This window comes from Streptomyces sp. NPDC002773, from assembly GCF_040295605.1.
GTDB lineage: Bacteria > Actinomycetota > Actinomycetes > Streptomycetales > Streptomycetaceae > Streptomyces.
The window spans coordinates 501,188-517,806 of the sequence record NZ_JBEOVO010000001.1 but is presented as its reverse complement, the minus strand read 5'-3'; the positions used below and the strand labels follow the sequence as shown (position 1 = coordinate 517,806).

General features: G+C 72.8%; 15 protein-coding genes. 7 read left to right on the top strand and 8 right to left on the bottom strand.

Annotated features, from left to right (window positions below; translation table 11 throughout):
- The first annotated feature begins 26 nt into the window (after window positions 1-26).
- Entirely contained in the window at window positions 27-1,289 is a 1,263-nt protein-coding gene (fabF, locus tag ABT034_RS02205; RefSeq protein ID WP_351210269.1) for a beta-ketoacyl-ACP synthase II, read from the top strand.
- A gap of 91 nt (window positions 1,290-1,380) precedes the next feature.
- Here the strand turns inward: fabF and ABT034_RS02200 are convergent, their stop codons facing one another.
- On the bottom strand, window positions 1,381-3,036 hold the full coding sequence (locus ABT034_RS02200; protein ID WP_351210267.1) for an outer membrane protein assembly factor BamB family protein: 1,656 nt from the start codon (window positions 3,034-3,036) through the stop codon (window positions 1,381-1,383).
- Window positions 3,037-3,103: 67 nt separating this feature from the next.
- Complete coding sequence (locus ABT034_RS02195; protein ID WP_015033415.1) at window positions 3,104-3,598, bottom strand: DUF3145 domain-containing protein; 495 nt, start codon at window positions 3,596-3,598, stop codon at window positions 3,104-3,106.
- 259 nt (window positions 3,599-3,857) lie between these two features.
- Between ABT034_RS02195 and ABT034_RS02190 the strand changes: the two genes are divergently transcribed.
- The gene (locus ABT034_RS02190) at window positions 3,858-4,793 is read left to right on the top strand and encodes an SGNH/GDSL hydrolase family protein (RefSeq protein WP_351210264.1); all 936 of its coding nucleotides are present in this window, start codon (window positions 3,858-3,860) and stop codon (window positions 4,791-4,793) included.
- A 60-nt stretch (window positions 4,794-4,853) separates the two neighbouring features.
- On the opposite strand, the gene ABT034_RS02185 is transcribed toward ABT034_RS02190, so the two are convergent.
- Window positions 4,854-7,277, bottom strand: coding sequence for a glycoside hydrolase family 3 protein (locus ABT034_RS02185; RefSeq protein WP_351210262.1), 2,424 nt, complete (start codon window positions 7,275-7,277; stop codon window positions 4,854-4,856).
- A gap of 150 nt (window positions 7,278-7,427) precedes the next feature.
- Between ABT034_RS02185 and ABT034_RS02180 the strand changes: the two genes are divergently transcribed.
- On the top strand, window positions 7,428-8,003 hold the full coding sequence (locus ABT034_RS02180; RefSeq protein WP_351210260.1) for a TetR/AcrR family transcriptional regulator: 576 nt from the start codon (window positions 7,428-7,430) through the stop codon (window positions 8,001-8,003).
- Window positions 8,004-8,035: 32 nt separating this feature from the next.
- Window positions 8,036-8,749 carry a carbon-nitrogen hydrolase family protein gene (locus tag ABT034_RS02175; RefSeq protein ID WP_351210258.1) on the top strand — a complete coding sequence of 238 codons (714 nt, stop codon included), beginning with the start codon at window positions 8,036-8,038 and terminating at the stop codon, window positions 8,747-8,749.
- Between the two features lie 57 nt (window positions 8,750-8,806).
- Here the strand turns inward: ABT034_RS02175 and ABT034_RS02170 are convergent, their stop codons facing one another.
- From ABT034_RS02170 to ABT034_RS02155, 4 genes are all read right to left on the bottom strand, one after another.
- Window positions 8,807-9,625, bottom strand: coding sequence for a pectate lyase (locus ABT034_RS02170; RefSeq protein ID WP_351210256.1), 819 nt, complete (start codon window positions 9,623-9,625; stop codon window positions 8,807-8,809).
- A gap of 14 nt (window positions 9,626-9,639) precedes the next feature.
- A complete protein-coding gene (locus ABT034_RS02165; RefSeq protein WP_351210254.1) occupies window positions 9,640-10,479 on the bottom strand; it encodes an EI24 domain-containing protein in 840 nt (279 codons plus the stop codon).
- Between the two features lie 138 nt (window positions 10,480-10,617).
- Entirely contained in the window at window positions 10,618-11,040 is a 423-nt protein-coding gene (locus tag ABT034_RS02160) for an organic hydroperoxide resistance protein (RefSeq protein ID WP_351210252.1), read from the bottom strand.
- 64 nt (window positions 11,041-11,104) lie between these two features.
- Window positions 11,105-12,124: an NADP-dependent oxidoreductase gene (locus ABT034_RS02155; protein ID WP_351210250.1), complete on the bottom strand. Its 1,020-nt coding sequence runs from the start codon at window positions 12,122-12,124 to the stop codon at window positions 11,105-11,107.
- A 105-nt stretch (window positions 12,125-12,229) separates the two neighbouring features.
- Between ABT034_RS02155 and ABT034_RS02150 the strand changes: the two genes are divergently transcribed.
- Window positions 12,230-12,664 (top strand): MarR family winged helix-turn-helix transcriptional regulator, encoded by a 435-nt coding sequence (locus tag ABT034_RS02150; protein ID WP_351210248.1) that lies wholly within the window; start codon window positions 12,230-12,232, stop codon window positions 12,662-12,664.
- 22 nt (window positions 12,665-12,686) lie between these two features.
- On the opposite strand, the gene ABT034_RS02145 is transcribed toward ABT034_RS02150, so the two are convergent.
- The gene (locus ABT034_RS02145; protein ID WP_351210246.1) at window positions 12,687-13,757 is read right to left on the bottom strand and encodes an SCO2400 family protein; all 1,071 of its coding nucleotides are present in this window, start codon (window positions 13,755-13,757) and stop codon (window positions 12,687-12,689) included.
- Between the two features lie 246 nt (window positions 13,758-14,003).
- On the opposite strand from ABT034_RS02145, the gene ABT034_RS02140 reads away from it, so the two are divergent.
- Both ABT034_RS02140 and ABT034_RS02135 read left to right on the top strand, forming a co-directional pair.
- Window positions 14,004-15,071, top strand: coding sequence for a rod shape-determining protein (locus ABT034_RS02140; RefSeq protein ID WP_351210244.1), 1,068 nt, complete (start codon window positions 14,004-14,006; stop codon window positions 15,069-15,071).
- Window positions 15,072-15,099: 28 nt separating this feature from the next.
- The gene (locus ABT034_RS02135; RefSeq protein WP_351210443.1) at window positions 15,100-16,542 is read left to right on the top strand and encodes a GAF domain-containing sensor histidine kinase; all 1,443 of its coding nucleotides are present in this window, start codon (window positions 15,100-15,102) and stop codon (window positions 16,540-16,542) included.
- Window positions 16,543-16,619: the final 77 nt, after the last annotated feature.

Sequence of the window (16,619 nt, the reverse complement as noted above, 5' to 3'; positions counted from 1 at the left end):
ATCACACACATGGAGAACGAATTCCTGTGAGCTCGACCAATCGCACCGTGGTCGTCACCGGTATCGGCGCAACCACACCGCTGGGTGGCGACTCCGCGTCGACCTGGGAAGGTCTTCTCGCGGGGCGCTCCGGCGTCAGGCCCCTGGAGGGCGAGCGCTTCGCCGAACTGCCCGTCCAGATCGCCGCGACGGCCGCCGTCGACCCCGGTGACGTCCTTCCCCGCCCGCTCGCCCGCAAGCTGGACCGCTCGGCGCAGTTCGCCGTGATCGCGGCCCGCGAGGCCTGGGCCGACGCGGGCTACACCGCCCCGGCCGGCGAAGACGAAACGATCGTTCCCGAGCGGCTCGGCTCCGTCATCGCCTCCGGCATCGGCGGTGTCACCACGCTGCTCGACCAGTACGACGTGCTGAAGGACAAGGGCGTCCGCCGCGTGTCCCCGCACACCGTGCCCATGCTCATGCCGAACAGCCCCTCCGCCAACGTCGGCCTCGAGGTGAACGCCCGGGCGGGCGTCCACACCCCGGTCTCGGCGTGCGCGTCGGGTGCCGAGGCGATCGGTTACGCCGTCGAGATGATCCGTACCGGCCGTGCCGACGTGGTCGTCGCCGGCGGTACCGAGGCCGCGATCCACCCGCTGCCGATCGCCGCCTTCGCCAACATGATGGCGATGTCCAAGAACAACGACGAGCCGACGAAGGCCTCGCGTCCCTACGACACCGGCCGTGACGGCTTCGTGCTCGGCGAGGGCGCGGGCGTCGTGATCCTGGAGTCCGAGGAACACGCGAAGGCGCGCGGCGCGCGTGTCTACTGCGAGGTCCTCGGCCAGGGCCTGTCGGCCGACAGCCACCACATCGCGCAGCCCGAGCCGACCGGCCGGGGCATCGCCGCCGCGATGCAGAACCTGCTCGACGCGACGGACCTCAAGCCGTCGGAGGTCGTCCACCTCAACGCGCACGCCACGTCGACGCCGCAGGGTGACGTCGCCGAGATCAAGGCGCTGCGGAAGGTCCTCGGCGACGACCTCGACCACGTCGCGATCTCCGCGACGAAGTCGATGACCGGCCACCTCCTCGGCGGTGCGGGCGGCATCGAGACCGTCGCGACGGTCCTGGCGCTGCACCACCGTCTGGCCCCGCCGACGATCAACATCGACGAGCTGGACGAGGCGGTCGACGCGGACATCGTCCGCGACGAGCCCCGCGAACTCCCGCAGGGCACGATCGCCGCGATCAACAACTCGTTCGGCTTCGGCGGTCACAACGTGGTCCTGGCGTTCCGTACGGTCTGACGGTCGCCACGCGTGACCTGACGGAGGCCCACCCCCTGCACGGGGGTGGGCCTTTCGCGTGGGCCGGCTCGCTCGGGTCGGCTCGAGTGGGTCAGCGCAGGGCGTAGGCCGCCGGTTCCGTGCCCATGTAGATGTGGTTGACGACGACGCGGCCGCCGGTGACGGGGAGCAGTTCGGGGTGGATGGAGATCTCGGCCCCCTCGGCCGCTCCGCCCTCCAGCTTCGTCGTGACCTTGCCCGTGGCGCCGTCGAGGAGGACGATCTCGCCCGCCCCGTGGCCCTCCAGGACGGCGATGCGGCCGTCCGGCTCCGGCGCGATGTCCGACGTCAGGTTCTCGGAGCGGTACTCCCATGCCTTGCGGCCGTCCTTCAGGGAGTAGGCGACGACCTTGTCGGGTACGAGGTCGCGCTCGGCAAGCGTGACGAGGAGCCCGTCCCGTACGAGCGGCCTGGTGGGTTGGCCGTCGCCGACGCCCCCGGCGGCGGAGAGCATGCCCTCGGGCCCGGTGAGCGGCACGGTGGCGGTCTGCGCGCCCTTGCCGTCGAAGCCTAGGAAGGCCTGGGTGCCGCGGGCGTCCGCCTCGTCGACGGCGATGACGGGCGGGGAGACGGAGACCACGGACGCCACCGCCTCCGACTCGACGGGCAGGTCCCGGGCCCACCGCTGTGCTCCGGTACGGGTGTCCAGGGCGAGGAGCCGGGCGGGCTTGCCGCACTGTTCGACGAGGAGGGTGCGGTCGGCGTCGGCGTCGAGGGCCCGGATCGCGCAGCCCTTGCCGAGGGGCCGCTCCCAGCGCTGCTCGCCGGTCTCGCCGGAGCGGGCGCGTACGGTGCGGTCCTCCGCGGTCACGGCGGTGCCGCCGCCCACGGCGAGGGCGCCCTCGGTCAGGCCCTGACCACCGAGGCTCCGCTTCCACAGGACCTTGCCGTCGGCCGCGCGGACGGCGAGGAGGGTCGCGCAGGGTTTGCCGTGCCGGCCGTGGGCGATCAGGCCCACGCCCTGTCCGACGGCGGGGGACATGGCGCAGAGGCCCTCACGGGCCGGGGCGGGCACGCTCCAGCGGACGTGGCCGTCGGCGGAGTCGTAGGCGAAGAGCCCGTCGAGGCGCCCCTGCGCGAGGGTGGCGCCGAGCGGCCAGGCCCCGACGCCCCTGTCGTGCTTCTGGCCGACGGCGGGGACGGACCAGACCACGTCGGCCTTGTCGGGAGCCCGGGAAGCGGTGGGCGTCGCGGTCGCGGGACTCTTGGCCGTGTCGCCCGGACCGTCGTCCCCGGCCGCGAACGCCCAGATACCGCCGGCGAGCAGAGCGAGGACCCAGACGACCGCGGCGACGACGAGCGAGGACCGGCCCGCGCCCGGCCCGGTGCCGGTGCCGGAGCCGCGCTCCGCCGGGGCCGGGCCGCCGGGCGCGTCGGCGGTCTTGGCCAGGCGCGGGCCGCCCGCCGAGGCCGGGGACGTCGGGGCTGAGGCGGGGGCCGACGTCGGGGCCGTGCCCGGAACCGCGTCCGCCGGTTCCGCCGGCCGCTCGGTCGCCGTGGCCGAGTTCGCGTTCGGGGCCGCGGCCGGGGCGAGAGCCGTCGCCGTACGGTTTCGGCCGGTCGCGCGGAACGTCGCCCCCGCCGCCGTGAGGAGCAGCGCGCACGCCAGTGCCGCCCAGCCCGTCGGCCAGGCTCCGCCGGTGACGCCCGCCCCCAGGAAGGCCGCCGCCGCGCCGAACGCGGCGCCCGCTATGCCGTCACGTGTCACTTCGCTCCCGCCCGGCGTGCCCCCTGCCCGCCCAGGACAGAATCTACAGCGCGCTGGTGAAGCCCCGTCAGACGACCTGGTGGAGCCAGCGGACGGGCGCGCCCTCGCCCGCGTACCGGAAGGGCTCCAGTTCGTCGTCCCAGGGCTTGCCGAGGAGCTTGGCGATCTCGGCCTCCAGCTGGGTCTCGCCCTGCGCGGAGCGCGCGAGGGCGGCCCGCAGCCGGTCCTCGGGGATCAGGATGTCGCCGTGCATGCCGGTGACGGCGTGGAAGATGCCCAGGTCGGGGGTGGCGCTGTAGCGCTCGCCCTCGGCCGTGGGGCAGGGCTCCGCGGTGACCTCGAAGCGGAGCATCTGCCAGCCGCGCAGCGCGGAGGCGAGCTCGGAGGCCGTGCCGGTGCGGCCCTGCCAGGAGAACTCGGCTCTCCAGGTGCCGGGGGACGCCGGCTGGCGGATCCAGTCGAGCTGGACCCTCGCACCGAGGACACCCGCGACCGCCCATTCGACGTGCGGGCACAGCGCGCGCGGGGCGGAGTGAACGTACAGGACTCCACGTGTCGTCACCGGGACCTCCAGTGTGGGACGAGGTTCGCCTTTCCCAGCGGCCTCAGTAAACATCATCAGAATCAAAACATCGCAAACCCTCAAAAAGGGGACAGCATGTGACGTGATGTAATTTACCGGAGCCGGTCGGCAAAGGTGCCTCTGGTTCGACGGGGGAAAAGCTACCGTGCCGCACCGTCATCGGTGTGACGTACGGTCGGTCCGGGGCGGGGTGAACACGAAGCTTTCACTCGCCAGGACGCCGAAGGAGGGGCCGGGGATGCACGGCCGACGCCGATTCCGTACGACTGTCTCCACCACTGTCGCCGCCGCGACGGCCGCTCTGCTGTGCGCGGGAGTGCTGACCGGCTGTACCTCGGAAGAGCCCACCCCCACGCCCACCACCACCTCCACGCCCACGACCGGACCCGCCACGGCGCGCCCGACGCCGAAGCCCGCTCCGGAGCGGGAGCCCGCGTGGGACGTCTCCCCCGCCTCGGTCGCCGCCGTCGGCGACTCCGTCACCCGGGCCTTCGACGCCTGCGAGGTCCTCGCGGACTGTCCCGAGGTGTCCTGGGCGACCGGCACCGACGCCGCGGTGAACAGTCTGGCGCTGCGCCTCCTCGGCCCGGCGGAGGTGGCCACCCGCAGCTGGAACCTGGCGCGGACCGGTGCGCGGATGGCGGAGCTGCCGGAGCAGATGGCCGCGGCGGCGGCCGAGAAGCCCGAGCTCGTGACGGTGATGATGGGCGCGAACGACGCCTGCCGGCCCACCCCGGACCTGATGACCCCGGTCGCCGACTTCCGCGTCTTCTTCGAGGCGGCGCTCGCCCGGCTGCGGAAGGACGCCCCGAAGGCGCAGGTGTACGTGGCGAGCGTGCCCGACCTCAAGCACCTGTGGTCGACGGGGCGGCTGATCCCGGAGGGGCTCGAGGTGTGGAAGCTGGGGATCTGCGGCTCGATGCTGGCGGACGCGACGGACCTGGGTCCGGCGGCCGAGCGGCGGCGGTCGACGGTCCATGAGCGGGTGGTCGCGTACAACGCGGTCCTGAGGGACGTCTGTGCGAAGGACGCACGCTGCCGGTACGACGGCGGGGCGGTCTTCGGGTTCCGCTTCGACGGCGGGCAGTTGAGCCCCTGGGACTGGTTCCATCCGAGCAAGGACGGGCAGGCGCGGCTCGCGGAGCTCGCGTACCGGCGGATCACGGAGGAGTGAGGGGCCCCGGGGCGGTTGTCAGGTCCCGCCCCGGGGCCGTTCTGGGGGCTCCCCCGGAGGTCAGACCTCCAGGGTCGCGGTCAGGCGGGTGTCGCTGAGGGAGTGGGCGGCCCTTACCTCGTATGCCCCGGACACGAGGGTCCAGTCGTTCTTCTCCTCGTCCCAGATCTCGAAGGCGCGGCGGGGCAGCGCGATCTCCGTCTCGACGGTCTCGCCGGGGCCGGCGTCGACGGATCCGAAGCCGGCCAGCCAGCGGTCGGGGCGGTCGGGGCCGTGGGTGCGCGGGGCCAGGTAGATCTGGACGACCTCGCGGCCGGGCCGGTCGCCGGTGTTGGTGAGCCGCACGGTGACCGCGTCCGGCTTCGCGACGAGGGAGTCGTACGACCAGGTGGTGTAGCCGAGGCCGTGGCCGAAGGCGTACGCGGGGGCTTCCTGGAGCCGGTCCCAGGCGCGGTATCCGATGAAGAGGCCTTCGCCGTAGGCGAGTTCGCCCTCGACGGGGGTGACGTCGGTGACGGGGACGTCGGCGAGGGCGACGGGCCAGGTGGTGGGGAGGCGGCCGCCGGGCTCCTCGGCGCCGGTGAGGACGTCGGCGAGGGCGGCGCCGCCCTCCTGGCCGGGGAACCAGCTGAGCAGGATCGCGGCGACGTCCTCGCGCCAGGGCAGCTCGACCGGGGAGCCGGCGTTGACGACGACCACGGTGTTCGGGTTGACGGCGGCGACGGCCCGTACGAGCTCGTCCTGCCGTCCGGGGAGGGCGAGGTCCGTGCGGTCGAAGCCCTCGGACTCGACGCGTTCGGTGGTGGCGACGACCACGACGGCGGTGTCGGCGGTGCGGGCGGCTTCGACGGCCTCGCGGATCAGTTCGTCGGGGTCCCGGCGCGGACCGAGGTGGACGAAGGAGAACATGACGGCGGGCAGCGGGGCCGCGAACTCCTTGTCCAGGGTGTGGAGCAGGGACACCTCGACGGTCTCGCCGGCGGTGAGCGCGACCTGGGCGCGCTCGACCGGGGAGCCGAAGAAGGCCTCGAAGGGGTCGGTCTCGGGGCCCATCGCCTGGACGCCGTCGAAGACGGTCTCGCCGGCGACGGTGAGGGTGTAGGCGCCGAGGCCCCGGGTGCCGAAGGAGTGCGTGCCCGTCTCGCGCGGGGTGAAGGTGCCGACGACCTCGATGGAGGCGAGGGCGTCGTGGGTGACGCCGGCGGGCAGGTCGTCGCCGATCCACTGGACCTGCCCGTTGGGCAGGGAGCCCTCGCCGAGGAGCCGTCCTTCGGCGTCGCGGCAGCGGGCGCGGAGGGTGAATCCCTGGTCGGCGGGGGTGAGTTCGTCGCTGGGGTCGGCGCCGACGGTGTAGGTCAGGGCGCCCTCCGGGAGGGCGGCGGTGAGGCCGTCGAGCGGGGAGACGACGTGCTCGGGGAAGACCTGGGCCGAGCCGCCGCCGAGGACGCGGGCGTCGCGGGCGGCGGCGCCGGAGAGGGCGACGGTCCCGGGCTTCATGGGGAGGGCGCCGTTCTCGTTCCGTACGAGGACGAAGCCGCGGCGGGCGATCTCGCGGGCGAGGGCGTCGCCGTCGATCGCGGCGGGGGGCTCGGTGACGACGGGCGGGGCGCCTTCGAGGGCGCCGACGCGGGCGGCGAGCCGCAGGACGTTGCGTACGGCCGCGTCGACGGCGGACTCCTCGACCTCCCCGGCGCGGACGGCGGCGGCGAGGGCCTCGCCGTAGACGGTGACGGGGCCGGGCATGGCGACGTCGAGGCCGCCGTCGATGTCGCCGGTGGTGGAGCGGGCGGCCATCCAGTCGGAGACGTTGAAGCCGTCGAAGCCCCATTCGCCGCGCAGGACGCCGTTCACCAGGTGGCGGTTCTCGGTCATCGTCACGCCGTTGACCCGGTTGTAGGCGGTCATGATGCCCCAGGGGTGGGCGTTCTTGACGATGGCCTCGAAGGGGGCGAGGTAGAGCTCGCGGAGCGGGCGGGGGTCGATCCTGTTGTCGACGGTGAAGCGGTCGGTCTCGGCGTCGTTGGCGACGAAGTGCTTGACGGTGGTGCCGACGCCGCCGTCCTGGACGCCCTGGACGTAGCCGGTGCCGATGGCGCCGGTGAGCAGGGGGTCCTCGCTGTACGCCTCGAAGTGCCGTCCGCCGAGCGGGGTGCGGTGCAGGTTGACGGTGGGGGCGAGCAGGACGTGGACGCCCTTGCGGCGGGCCTCCTGGGCCAGGAGCCGGCCGGCGCGGCGGGCGAGCGCGGGGTCCCAGGCGGCGGCGAGCGCGGTCGGGGACGGCAGGGCGACGGACGGGTCGTCGGCGGTCCAGCGGACGCCGCGGACGCCGATGGGTCCATCGGACATGACCAGGGGCTTCAGGCCGATCTCGGGCAGGGCGGGCAGGGACCACATGTCCTGGCCGCCGAGCAGCCGGGCCTTGGTGTCCAGGTCGAGCTTGGCGAGCGCCGCGTCGACGACCTCTTCGCGTGCCGTGTCCGTCATGGCCGTACCTCCTCGTTGACGTACTGGTGACCCCGATGCGGCCATCGTGCACCCATCCACCTGTAGATCGGTAGGTAACGTTATTGTTTTGTTATTTACGGAGGGGGTACGGTCCTGTCGGAAGCGAGGAACCGGAAGGGGGCCACGGCGATGGCGCGGGCCAGGAGCGAGGAACGGCGGACGGACATCCTCCGCGCCGCCCTCGAAGTGATCGCCGAGCGCGGCTACCGGGGCGCCACCCTGGGCTCCGTCGCCGAACGGGTCGGGCTGACCCAGCAGGGGCTCCTGCACTACTTCCCGACGAAGGAGGCACTGCTCGTCGCCGTCCTGGAGGAGCGTGACCGCTGGGACACGAGCGGCGGCCGTGACCGCGAGGGCTGGCGGCTCGACCTGCTCGAATCCCTCGTCGAGTACAACGCGATGCGGCCGGGGATCGTGCAGACCTTCTCCGCGCTGCTCGGCGAGAGCGTGACGGACGGGCACCCGGCGCGCGCCTTCTTCACCGAGCGGTACGCGCTGGTGCGGGCCAACATGGTGCAGGTGCTGCGCCTGGAGTTCGGCGAGCGGCTGCCGGGCGGGCTCACCCCGGAGCGGGCGGCGCCCCTGCTCACGGCGGTGATGGACGGGCTCCAGTACCAGTGGCTGCTTGACCCGGCGGCGGTGGACATGCCGGCCGCCTTCCGTGACTTCCTGCGCCTGCTTCACGGGGGCGAGGAGCCGGGCTAGGAGCTCCGGGGGACGGGCGGCATGATGGCGCCATGATCGTCGCAGCCACCCAGTTCGCCCCGGTCGCCGGGGACATCGACGCCAACGTCCGTGCGGTCGCCGGTCTGGTCCGGGCCGCCGGGGCCGAGGGGGCCCGCGTGGCCGTCTTCGCCGAGCTCTGCCTGAGCGGGTACGAGCCGTCGCTGATCAGGGGCACCCCGGGGCTCGTACTCACCGAGGACGACCCGCGGCTCGAACCCGTACGGGAGGCCTGCCGCGCGGTGTCGGCGGTGGCCGTCGTCAACGGTCCCGTACGTACGGCCGGTTCGCGGCCGGGGGTCACCACCCTGGTGATCGGCCCGGACGGCTCGCTCCTCACCCGCTACGACAAGCGGCACCTGTACGGGATCGAGGAGGAGGTCTTCGAACCGGGCACCACCGACGGGCGGTTCGCTCTCGACGGGCTCCGGTTCGCGCTCGCCACCTGCTACGACAACCGCTTCCCCGAGCTGGCCGAGCGGGCCGCCGCCGACGACTGCGCGGTCTACCTGGCGAGTTCGGTGCTCTCCGCCGACAACGACTCGTTCGAGAAGGTGTATCCGGTACGGGCCCGGGACTTCGGCCTGTACGTGGTGCTCGGCAACGTCCTCGGGGCCAACGAGGACGGGGTCGGCGCCGGGCGGGCCGGTGCCTGGGGCCCGGACGGCGAGCGGATCGCGGACGCGGGGAGCGACGGGCCGGGCTTCGTGCTCGCCGAGGTCGGCTGAGCGGGGCCGGACGGGGCGCCCGGCCCGCGAGGGCCGGGGGCCGGGCGCCCACGGACGTCAGTCGTAGGAGAGGTCCCCGGCCGAGTAGCGGCAGGTGGTGCCGTCGGGGCCGGAGCCGATCTCCTTGGGCTCCTTGCCGGTGTTGTTGCCGGTGAAGCGGGTGCACGGCTTGATCTTCTTCTTGGTGTCGCCGTGGATGCGGACGTTCCGCAGGGACGCGGTGTCGCCGTAGTTGGCGTTGACGCCGACGATCGACGTGCCCGGCGCGGTGATGTCGACGTCGTTGATCAGGATCGTGCGCGGGTACTGCTTCTTGCAGTTGCCGCAGGAACGGACCAGCTTTCCGAAGTCGGAGACCTGGAACTTGTTCACGACCAGCTTGCCCGCGCCGTTGAACTGGAAGACCTTGTCGGACGCGCTCTTCGCGCCGCCGCCGTGGACCGCGTACACGGAGGACGCCGAGGTGCCCTTGAAGGTGGCGGCGTCCTCGCCGACGTTCTCCCACCAGACGTTCTGCAGGGTGCAGCTGCCGAGGCAGTGGACGCCGTCGGCGGCCGGAGAACCGATGATCACGTTCTTGAGGACGGCGCCGTCCTTGAGGACGAAGACGGGCTTCTGGCTCTCGTCCTGGCCGTCGGAGCCGAGTTCACCGGTGCCGTAGTGGCGCTTGAGCTTGCCGTCGTAGGTGCCGGAGACCTCGATGCTCGCGGGGACCGGCTTGCTGCCCTTCGCCTGCGGCCAGGCGGCCACCGCGCTCGCGGCGCCCGCCGGGGCGAGCAGGGTGGCGGTGACGACGGCCGCCCCGGTGATGCCGAGGGCGCTCAGGCCGCCGATGACCGCGCGCCGGCGGCCCGTCTTCCGCTTGTGTGACGTCATGGGTGCTTCTTCCTTCAGTGGGGGAGGTGGTGCACCCCCTGGTCGCCGCCGGAGGAAGGAAGGTTGCCGCGTTCTTGATCGTTTTTCCGGAGGCTGACGGCCCCGTCGTCGCCGGACGTCTCGCCCCGCAGGTCCCGGGCCATCAGGGTGGCGCCCGCGACGGCTCCCGGCATCAGGAGGACGGCGACGAAGGGCACCAGGAAGGAGAGCGTCAGCGGCACGCCGAAGCCCAGGACGGCCGTCCTGCGCCCGCGCAGCAGCCCGAGGCGCTCCTTGAACTCGACGCCCCGGCGCTGGAGCGCGACGGACGTCAGCTCCTGGGTGAGGAAGAAGCCGGAGACGCAGAAGCCGATGACGGGGACGACGGTCTGGCCGATCACCGGGATGAAACCGCAGGCGAAGAGCAGGATGCCGTAGCAGGCGACCCGCAGCAGGACCCGCAGGCTGTCACGGGCCGAGATCCACAGCTCGCGCCAGAGCGGCAGCCCCGACTCGGGCACGTCGCCGCCCTCGCTGCGGTCGACCGCCTCCGAGAGGGACTCGTAGAACGGCTGGCCGACGAGCAGGGTGACGGCGGTGAAGGTGATGACCGCGAGGAAGAGCCCGAAGACGAAGACCAGAGCGGTCAGGGTGCCCCGGAGGGCGCCGAGCCAGGGCGAGGACCAGTCGTCGGCGAACGGCGTCGCCCAGGCGGCCAGGTCGTCGGCGCCGTAGCCGAGGCCGACGAGCGCGCCCGCGTAGAGCACGAGGGTCACGAGTCCGGGCAAAAGGCCGAATCCGAACCACCGTCCGTGCCGGCCCACCCACTTCTGGCCCTGAACCAGGTATCCGAAACCCACCCCGAGATCGCGCATGGGGCCCACTTTATCGGTGACGGGCAGGTCAGCCGCCGGGCGTCCGGGGTCCGGCGTCCGGCGTCCGGGCCGCGGTATGCGGCGAGGACCGCACCCCCGGCGGGGATGCGGTCCTCGTGCGGTCCTGCGGGGCCGGACTCAGACGGCGAGCTCGACCGTGATGTTGCCGCGGGTCGCCTTGGAGTACGGGCAGACCTGGTGGGCCTTCTCGATCAGGCTCTTGGCGGTCTCGACGTCCACGTTCGGAATGGTGGCCGAGATCTTCACGATGATGCCGAAGCCGTCGTCGTTCTTGCCGATGCCGACCTCGGCGGTGACCGTCGAGCCGGAGATGTCGGCCTTCTCGTTGCGGGCGACGACGCCGAGGGCGCCCTGGAAGCAGGCGCTGTAGCCCGCCGCGAAGAGCTGCTCGGGGTTGGTGCCCGCGCCGGAGCCGCCCATGGCCTTCGGCGGGTTGACGACGACGTCGAGCTGGCCGTCGTCGGTGGCGACGCGGCCGTCACGGCCGTTCTCGGCGGTGGCGACAGCGGTGTAGACGACGTCGGAGTGCTGGATCGACATGCGAGGTACTTCCTTCATGGGTTCGCCGCGACTCGCGCCCACGATCGCGACGGCTGAGGGAAGCCTAGCGGGTCGTCGAAACGATCATCTTTCCGGTGTTGTCGCCGCGGAGCAGTCCGAGGAAGGCCTCCACGCCGTTCTCGATGCCCTCGACGAAGGTCTCGCGGTGCTTCAGCTCGCCGGAGCCGAGCCAGCCGCCGACCTCCTGGACGAACTGCTGCTGGAGGCCGTAGTGGTCGCCGACGAGGACGCCCTGGAGGCGCAGCCGCTTGCCGATGATCATCGCCATGTTGCGCGGGCCGGGGACCGGCTCGGTGTCGTTGTACTGGGCGATCATGCCGCAGATGGTGGCGCGGCCGTGCACGTTGAGCGAGGAGATCGCGGCTTCGAGGTGGTCCCCTCCGACGTTGTCGAAGTAGACGTCGATGCCGTCCGGGGCGGCCTCGCGGAGCTGGTCCTTGACCGGGCCGTCCTTGTAGTTGAAGGCGGCGTCGAAGCCGAGCTCCTCGACGAGCCACTTGACCTTCTCGTCGGATCCGGCGGAACCGATGATCCGGGAGGCGCCCTTGAGCCGCGCCATCTGGCCGACCTGGCTGCCGACGGCCCCGGCGGCGCCGGAGACGAAGACCGCGTCGCCCTCCTTGAAGGAGGCGACGTCGAAGAGGCCGGCGTAGGCCGTGAGGCCGGTCATGCCGAGCACGCCGAGGTAGGCGGAGAGGGGGGCGAGGTCCGGGTCGACCTTGGTCGCGCGCTGGGCCGGGACGTCGGCGTACTCACGCCAGCCGAGGCCGTGCAGGACGTGGTCGCCGACGGCGAAGCCCTCGGCGTTCGACGCGATGACCTCGCCGACCGCGCCGCCGTCCATGGGGTGGTCGAGCTTGAACGGCGGGATGTACGACTTCACGTCGTTCATCCGGCCGCGCATGTACGGATCGACCGAGAAGTGCAGGTTGCGCACGAGGACGCGGCCCTCGGCGGGCTCGGTGACCGGGGTCTCGCGCAGGGCGAAGTCCGTGGGGGCGGGCCAGCCGTGCGGACGGGCGACGAGGTGCCACTCACGGCTGGACGCGGGAAGAACGGACATGAGCACAGCCTCCAGTAAAGCTTGAGATCACAAAAGGTTCACTACCTGAAACAACCATGCACCTTGATATTTCATGTTGTCAAGTATCCGGGTAGGATGTGACCCATGGCCCCCTCACACACGGATCCGCTGACCGTCGAAGTCGTCGAGCTGATCGGCTCGGTCGTGGCGCGCTACTACGAGGAGTACGAGCAGGCCGCCGCGCAGCACTCGCTGACCGGCGCCCAGGCCCGGGTCCTCGGCCTGCTCTCGCTCGACCCGCTGCCGATGCGCCGCATCGCCCAGAAGCTGAAGTGCGAGCCGTCCAACATCACCGGGATCGTGGACCGCCTGGAGGCCCGGGGCCTGGTCGAGCGGCGCCCCGACCCGGCCGACCGCCGCGTCAAGCTGGCCGTCCCCACGGAGCAGGGCCGCGACACGGCCCGCCGGCTGCGCGAGTCCCTCGGTTTCGCCCGCGAACCCCTCGGCGAGCTGACCGAGGTCGAGCGCACCCTGCTGCGGGACCTGCTGAAGCGGATGCTGGGCGAGGACACCCCGTAGGGCCTGCCTTCCGGGGCCGCCCCTAGACGCACCAGAAGAGGAAATAGGTGCAGGTCGGCGTCGGCTTCGGCGTGGGGGTCGTGGTCGGCGTCGGGGCGGTGGTCACCGGGGCGGGGCCGCCGGTCGTCGCCGTGGGAGACGGGGTCGCCTCGCCCTCCGTGGCGGTCGCCGTCGCGGTGGGGTCGGCGGGCGGAGTCGCCGGGTCGGTGGGCGTCGACGTCGACGTCGGCATCGGTGACTCCCCGGAGGCGCCCTCGCCCCCGTTCCCCGTACCGGATCCGGAACCCGTGCCCGCGCCCGTACCCGATCCCGATCCCGATCCCGTACCGGATCCCGAACCCGAGCCTTCGCCGGAGCCCGATCCGGAACCGGAACCCGAACCTCCGACCGCGCCCGTACCCTCCCCCGTGCCCGATTCCGCGCTCACCTGGCGGGGGCGCGTCGGCGCCTCCGAAACGGGGGACGGGCCCGAGCCGTCCGGCAGGTCGGCGCTCTCGACGGGTTCGGGGGAGGTCGTGACCTCGGGGACCTCCTGCTCCTCGACGGCCGTGGCGGCGCCCAGCGGCTCCGGCTCCTCCAGGGCCATGCGCGCCAGGGTCAGCGAGCCGGCGGCGAGCACCAGACCCAGCGTCCCGACCAGGACCGTACGGCCCCGGCGGCCGCGCGCCCGTCTGTTCCCCCGCGCGACGGAGCGGCCACCGGCGGCGCGGTGCCCCTCCTCGGCGGAGGCGGAGCGGCCCCGGGCGGCGCGGCGGCCACCGGCGCGGGGTGGCGGCTCGACCACGTCGAGTTCGTAGACGTGCTCGCCGGAACCGGCGGGCTCGATCGGCTCCACCGGCGACACGGGCTGCACGGGCTGCACAGGCTGCACGGGCTCAAGCGGCGGCACCGGCTCGTACGCCCCATACGGCTGGTACGGCTCATACGCCTGGTACGGCTCATACGGCTGCGCCGACGCGTACGGATCGACCGGCGGGGCCTGCTGGACGGGTATGTGGGGGGTCTCGTACCGCAGTTCCTCGACGGGAGTCCCGCACCCGGCACAGGCGAGGGCCCCGTTGAGATGCCGCCGGCACGCGTGGCAGTAGTCCATGGGGCCCGCAGGCTATGCGGCCCGGTGCGGCCTCAGGTAGGCGCGGAAGTGAGGATCCTGTGAGGAAGCCGCAGGTCGGCGGCGGTGCGTCGTGATTCTCCCGCTTCGGTACGACCCGGGCGGCGCACCGGGCCCGGCCCCGGGCGGCGCAGCCCAGCGCGCGCCGCGCCCCGGACGGCCCGACGATTCCATCAGGACCGCGAAAACACCTCGCCCGTGCCAGCACCGCACTCCGGAGGATCCGCCGTGACCGTCAGCCTTGAGCAGCTGCGTCGTTGCCATGTCGCCGTCGACCTGGGTGCCGCCCGCACCCGGGTCTTCGTCAAGGGCGCCGGACTCGTCGTCGACGAGCCGAGCGTCGCCGCCGTCAACACCCGGACCGGAGCGCTGATCGCCGTCGGCGCGCTGGCCGAGAAGATGACCGGCCGCACCCCCGACTACATCCGGGTCGTCAGACCCGTCTCGGGCGGCACCGTCGTCGACATCGAGATGGCGCAGCGGATGCTCCGTCACCTCCTCGGCGAGAAGCTCCGCCGCCAGCTGCGCCGCAAGCCCCGGCTGCGCGCCGCCGCCTGCACCCCGCACGACAGCGATCCGCTCGCGCAGCGTGCCGCCGTGGAGACCCTCGTCGGTCTCGGCGCGCGCCGGGTCGAGCTGGTCGACACGCTGATCGCGGCGGCCGTCGGCTGCGGTCTGCCGGTCGAGCAGCCCACCGCGACGATGATCATGGTGTGCGGGGCGGCGACCACGCAGGTCGCCGTGCTCTCGCTCGGCGCGATCGTCACGGCGGAGCGGATGCCGGTCGGCGGCGACGCCATCGACCACGCCGTCATCCAGCACCTGCGCCACCACCACGAGCTGATGCTGCCGAGCCAGTCGGTGCGTCCGCTGCAACTGGCGCTCAGCGGCAACGGCCTGACGCCCCACGGCCCGGCCTGGACCGAGATCCACGGCCGGGACGTCGCCACGGGCCTGGCCCGCTCGGTGACCGTCGACACCGCCGCCGTACGGGAGGCGATCCACACCCCGCTGACGGCGGTCCTCGACGGGATCGGGAAGGTGCTGCGGGACTGCCCGCCGGATCTGGTGGCCGACCTCGCGGACCGCGGGATCATGATGGTGGGCGGAAGCGCGCTGCTGCCGGGGCTCGACCACATGCTGCGCGCGGCGACCGGGATGCCGGTGCACATCGCCGAACGCCCCGACATCTGCGCGGTCCTGGGTCTCGGCGCGATGCTGGAGGGCAAGGTCCAGCCGATGGTCCTCGACCCGCTGACGGAGCGTGACCCGCTCGCCGAGGACGAAATCGCCTGATTCGTATGATAATGAAACCATGACGATCATGGGTGAGGACAGGGCCGAGTACGCGGGCGAGGACACGGACGAGGACGCTCCCCGGCTGCCCATGCTGCTCGAAGCGGTCCTCAGCGTCGGCACCGACCTCGAACTCCGCACCACCCTCCAGCACATCGTGGACTCCGCCACCGAGCTGACCGGGGCCCGCTACGGCGCGCTCGGGGTCGTCGACCCCGAGCGCCGCCGCCTCACCGAACTCTTCACCTCCGGCATGACGGACGAGGAGCGGCAGCGGATCGGCCGCCTCCCCGACGGCCACGCCGGGCTGCTCGGCGTCCCCATCCGGGTCCACACCGAGGTCTTCGGCCATCTGTACCTCGCCGAGAAGCGCGGGAGCCCCTTCGCCGACGAGGACCTCACCCTGCTCCGCGTCCTCGCCTCGCAGGCCGGGATCGCCATCGGCAACGCCCGTCTCTACGAGACCGCGCGCCAGCGGGAGCGCTGGATCGAGGGCGCGGCGGCGGTGACCACGGCCCTGCTCACCGGCGCGTCCGCCGAGAACGCCCTGATGACCGTCGCCGAGCGGGCCCGTATCCTCGCCGGCGCCTCGGCCGGGGTGGTGCTCCAGCCCACCACGGAGGGAGGGATGGAGATCGTCGCCGCGTCGACCACGGACGACCCGGGCGACCTGGTCGGCACCGCGATCGCGCCGGGCTCCCCCGTCCTGGTGCAGCTGCTCGGCGGGGAGCCGGTGTTCGTGGAGGACTCGGCGACCGACCCGCGGATGACCACCCATGTCCGGTCCCGTTTCGGCCCCTCGATGATGCTGCCGCTGCAGAGCGGCGGGAAGCTCATCGGCACCCTCGCCCTCCCCCGGCGGCGCGGCGGCCCGCCGTACACGGCGGTGGACCGGCTGCTCGCCTCGCAGTTCGCCTCGCAGGCGGCACTCGCGCTCGTCCTCGCGGACGCGCGGCACGACCGGGAGCGGCTCGCGGTGTACGAGGACCGGGACCGGATCGCGCGCGACCTGCACGACCTGGTCGTCCAGCGGCTGTTCGCCACGGAGATGATGCTGGAGTCCACCCGGCGGCGGGCGGGCGGCTCCTCCGACGAGAACGCGTTGCTCGAACGGGCGGTGGACGAGCTGGACTCGACGATCCAGGAGGTCCGTACGACCATCTTCGCGCTCCAGCAGCCGCCCGCCGACGCGCCGACCTCCTTCCGGGGGAAGGTGCTGCGGGAGACCGGCGGGGCCGCGGCCCTGCTCGGTTTCCAGCCGTCCGTGCACTTCGCCGGCGCGGTCGACACGCTCGTGGACGAGGAGACGGCGGGGCGGCTCCTCGCCACGCTGCGCGGGGCGCTCGCGGCGGCGCACCGGCGGTCCGGGATCGGCGCGATCACGGTCGAGGTGTCGGCCGGGGACGAGGGCGGCGCCCGGCTGCGGGTGGAGGACGACGGGACGCCGCCGACCGTCGTGACCTGGCCGTAGCAGTAGGGCGACCGCCCCGTACGGAGCAGTCCGGCGCGCCGCGTCCCCCGGGCCGATCTTCACTGGAGTGGTGATCC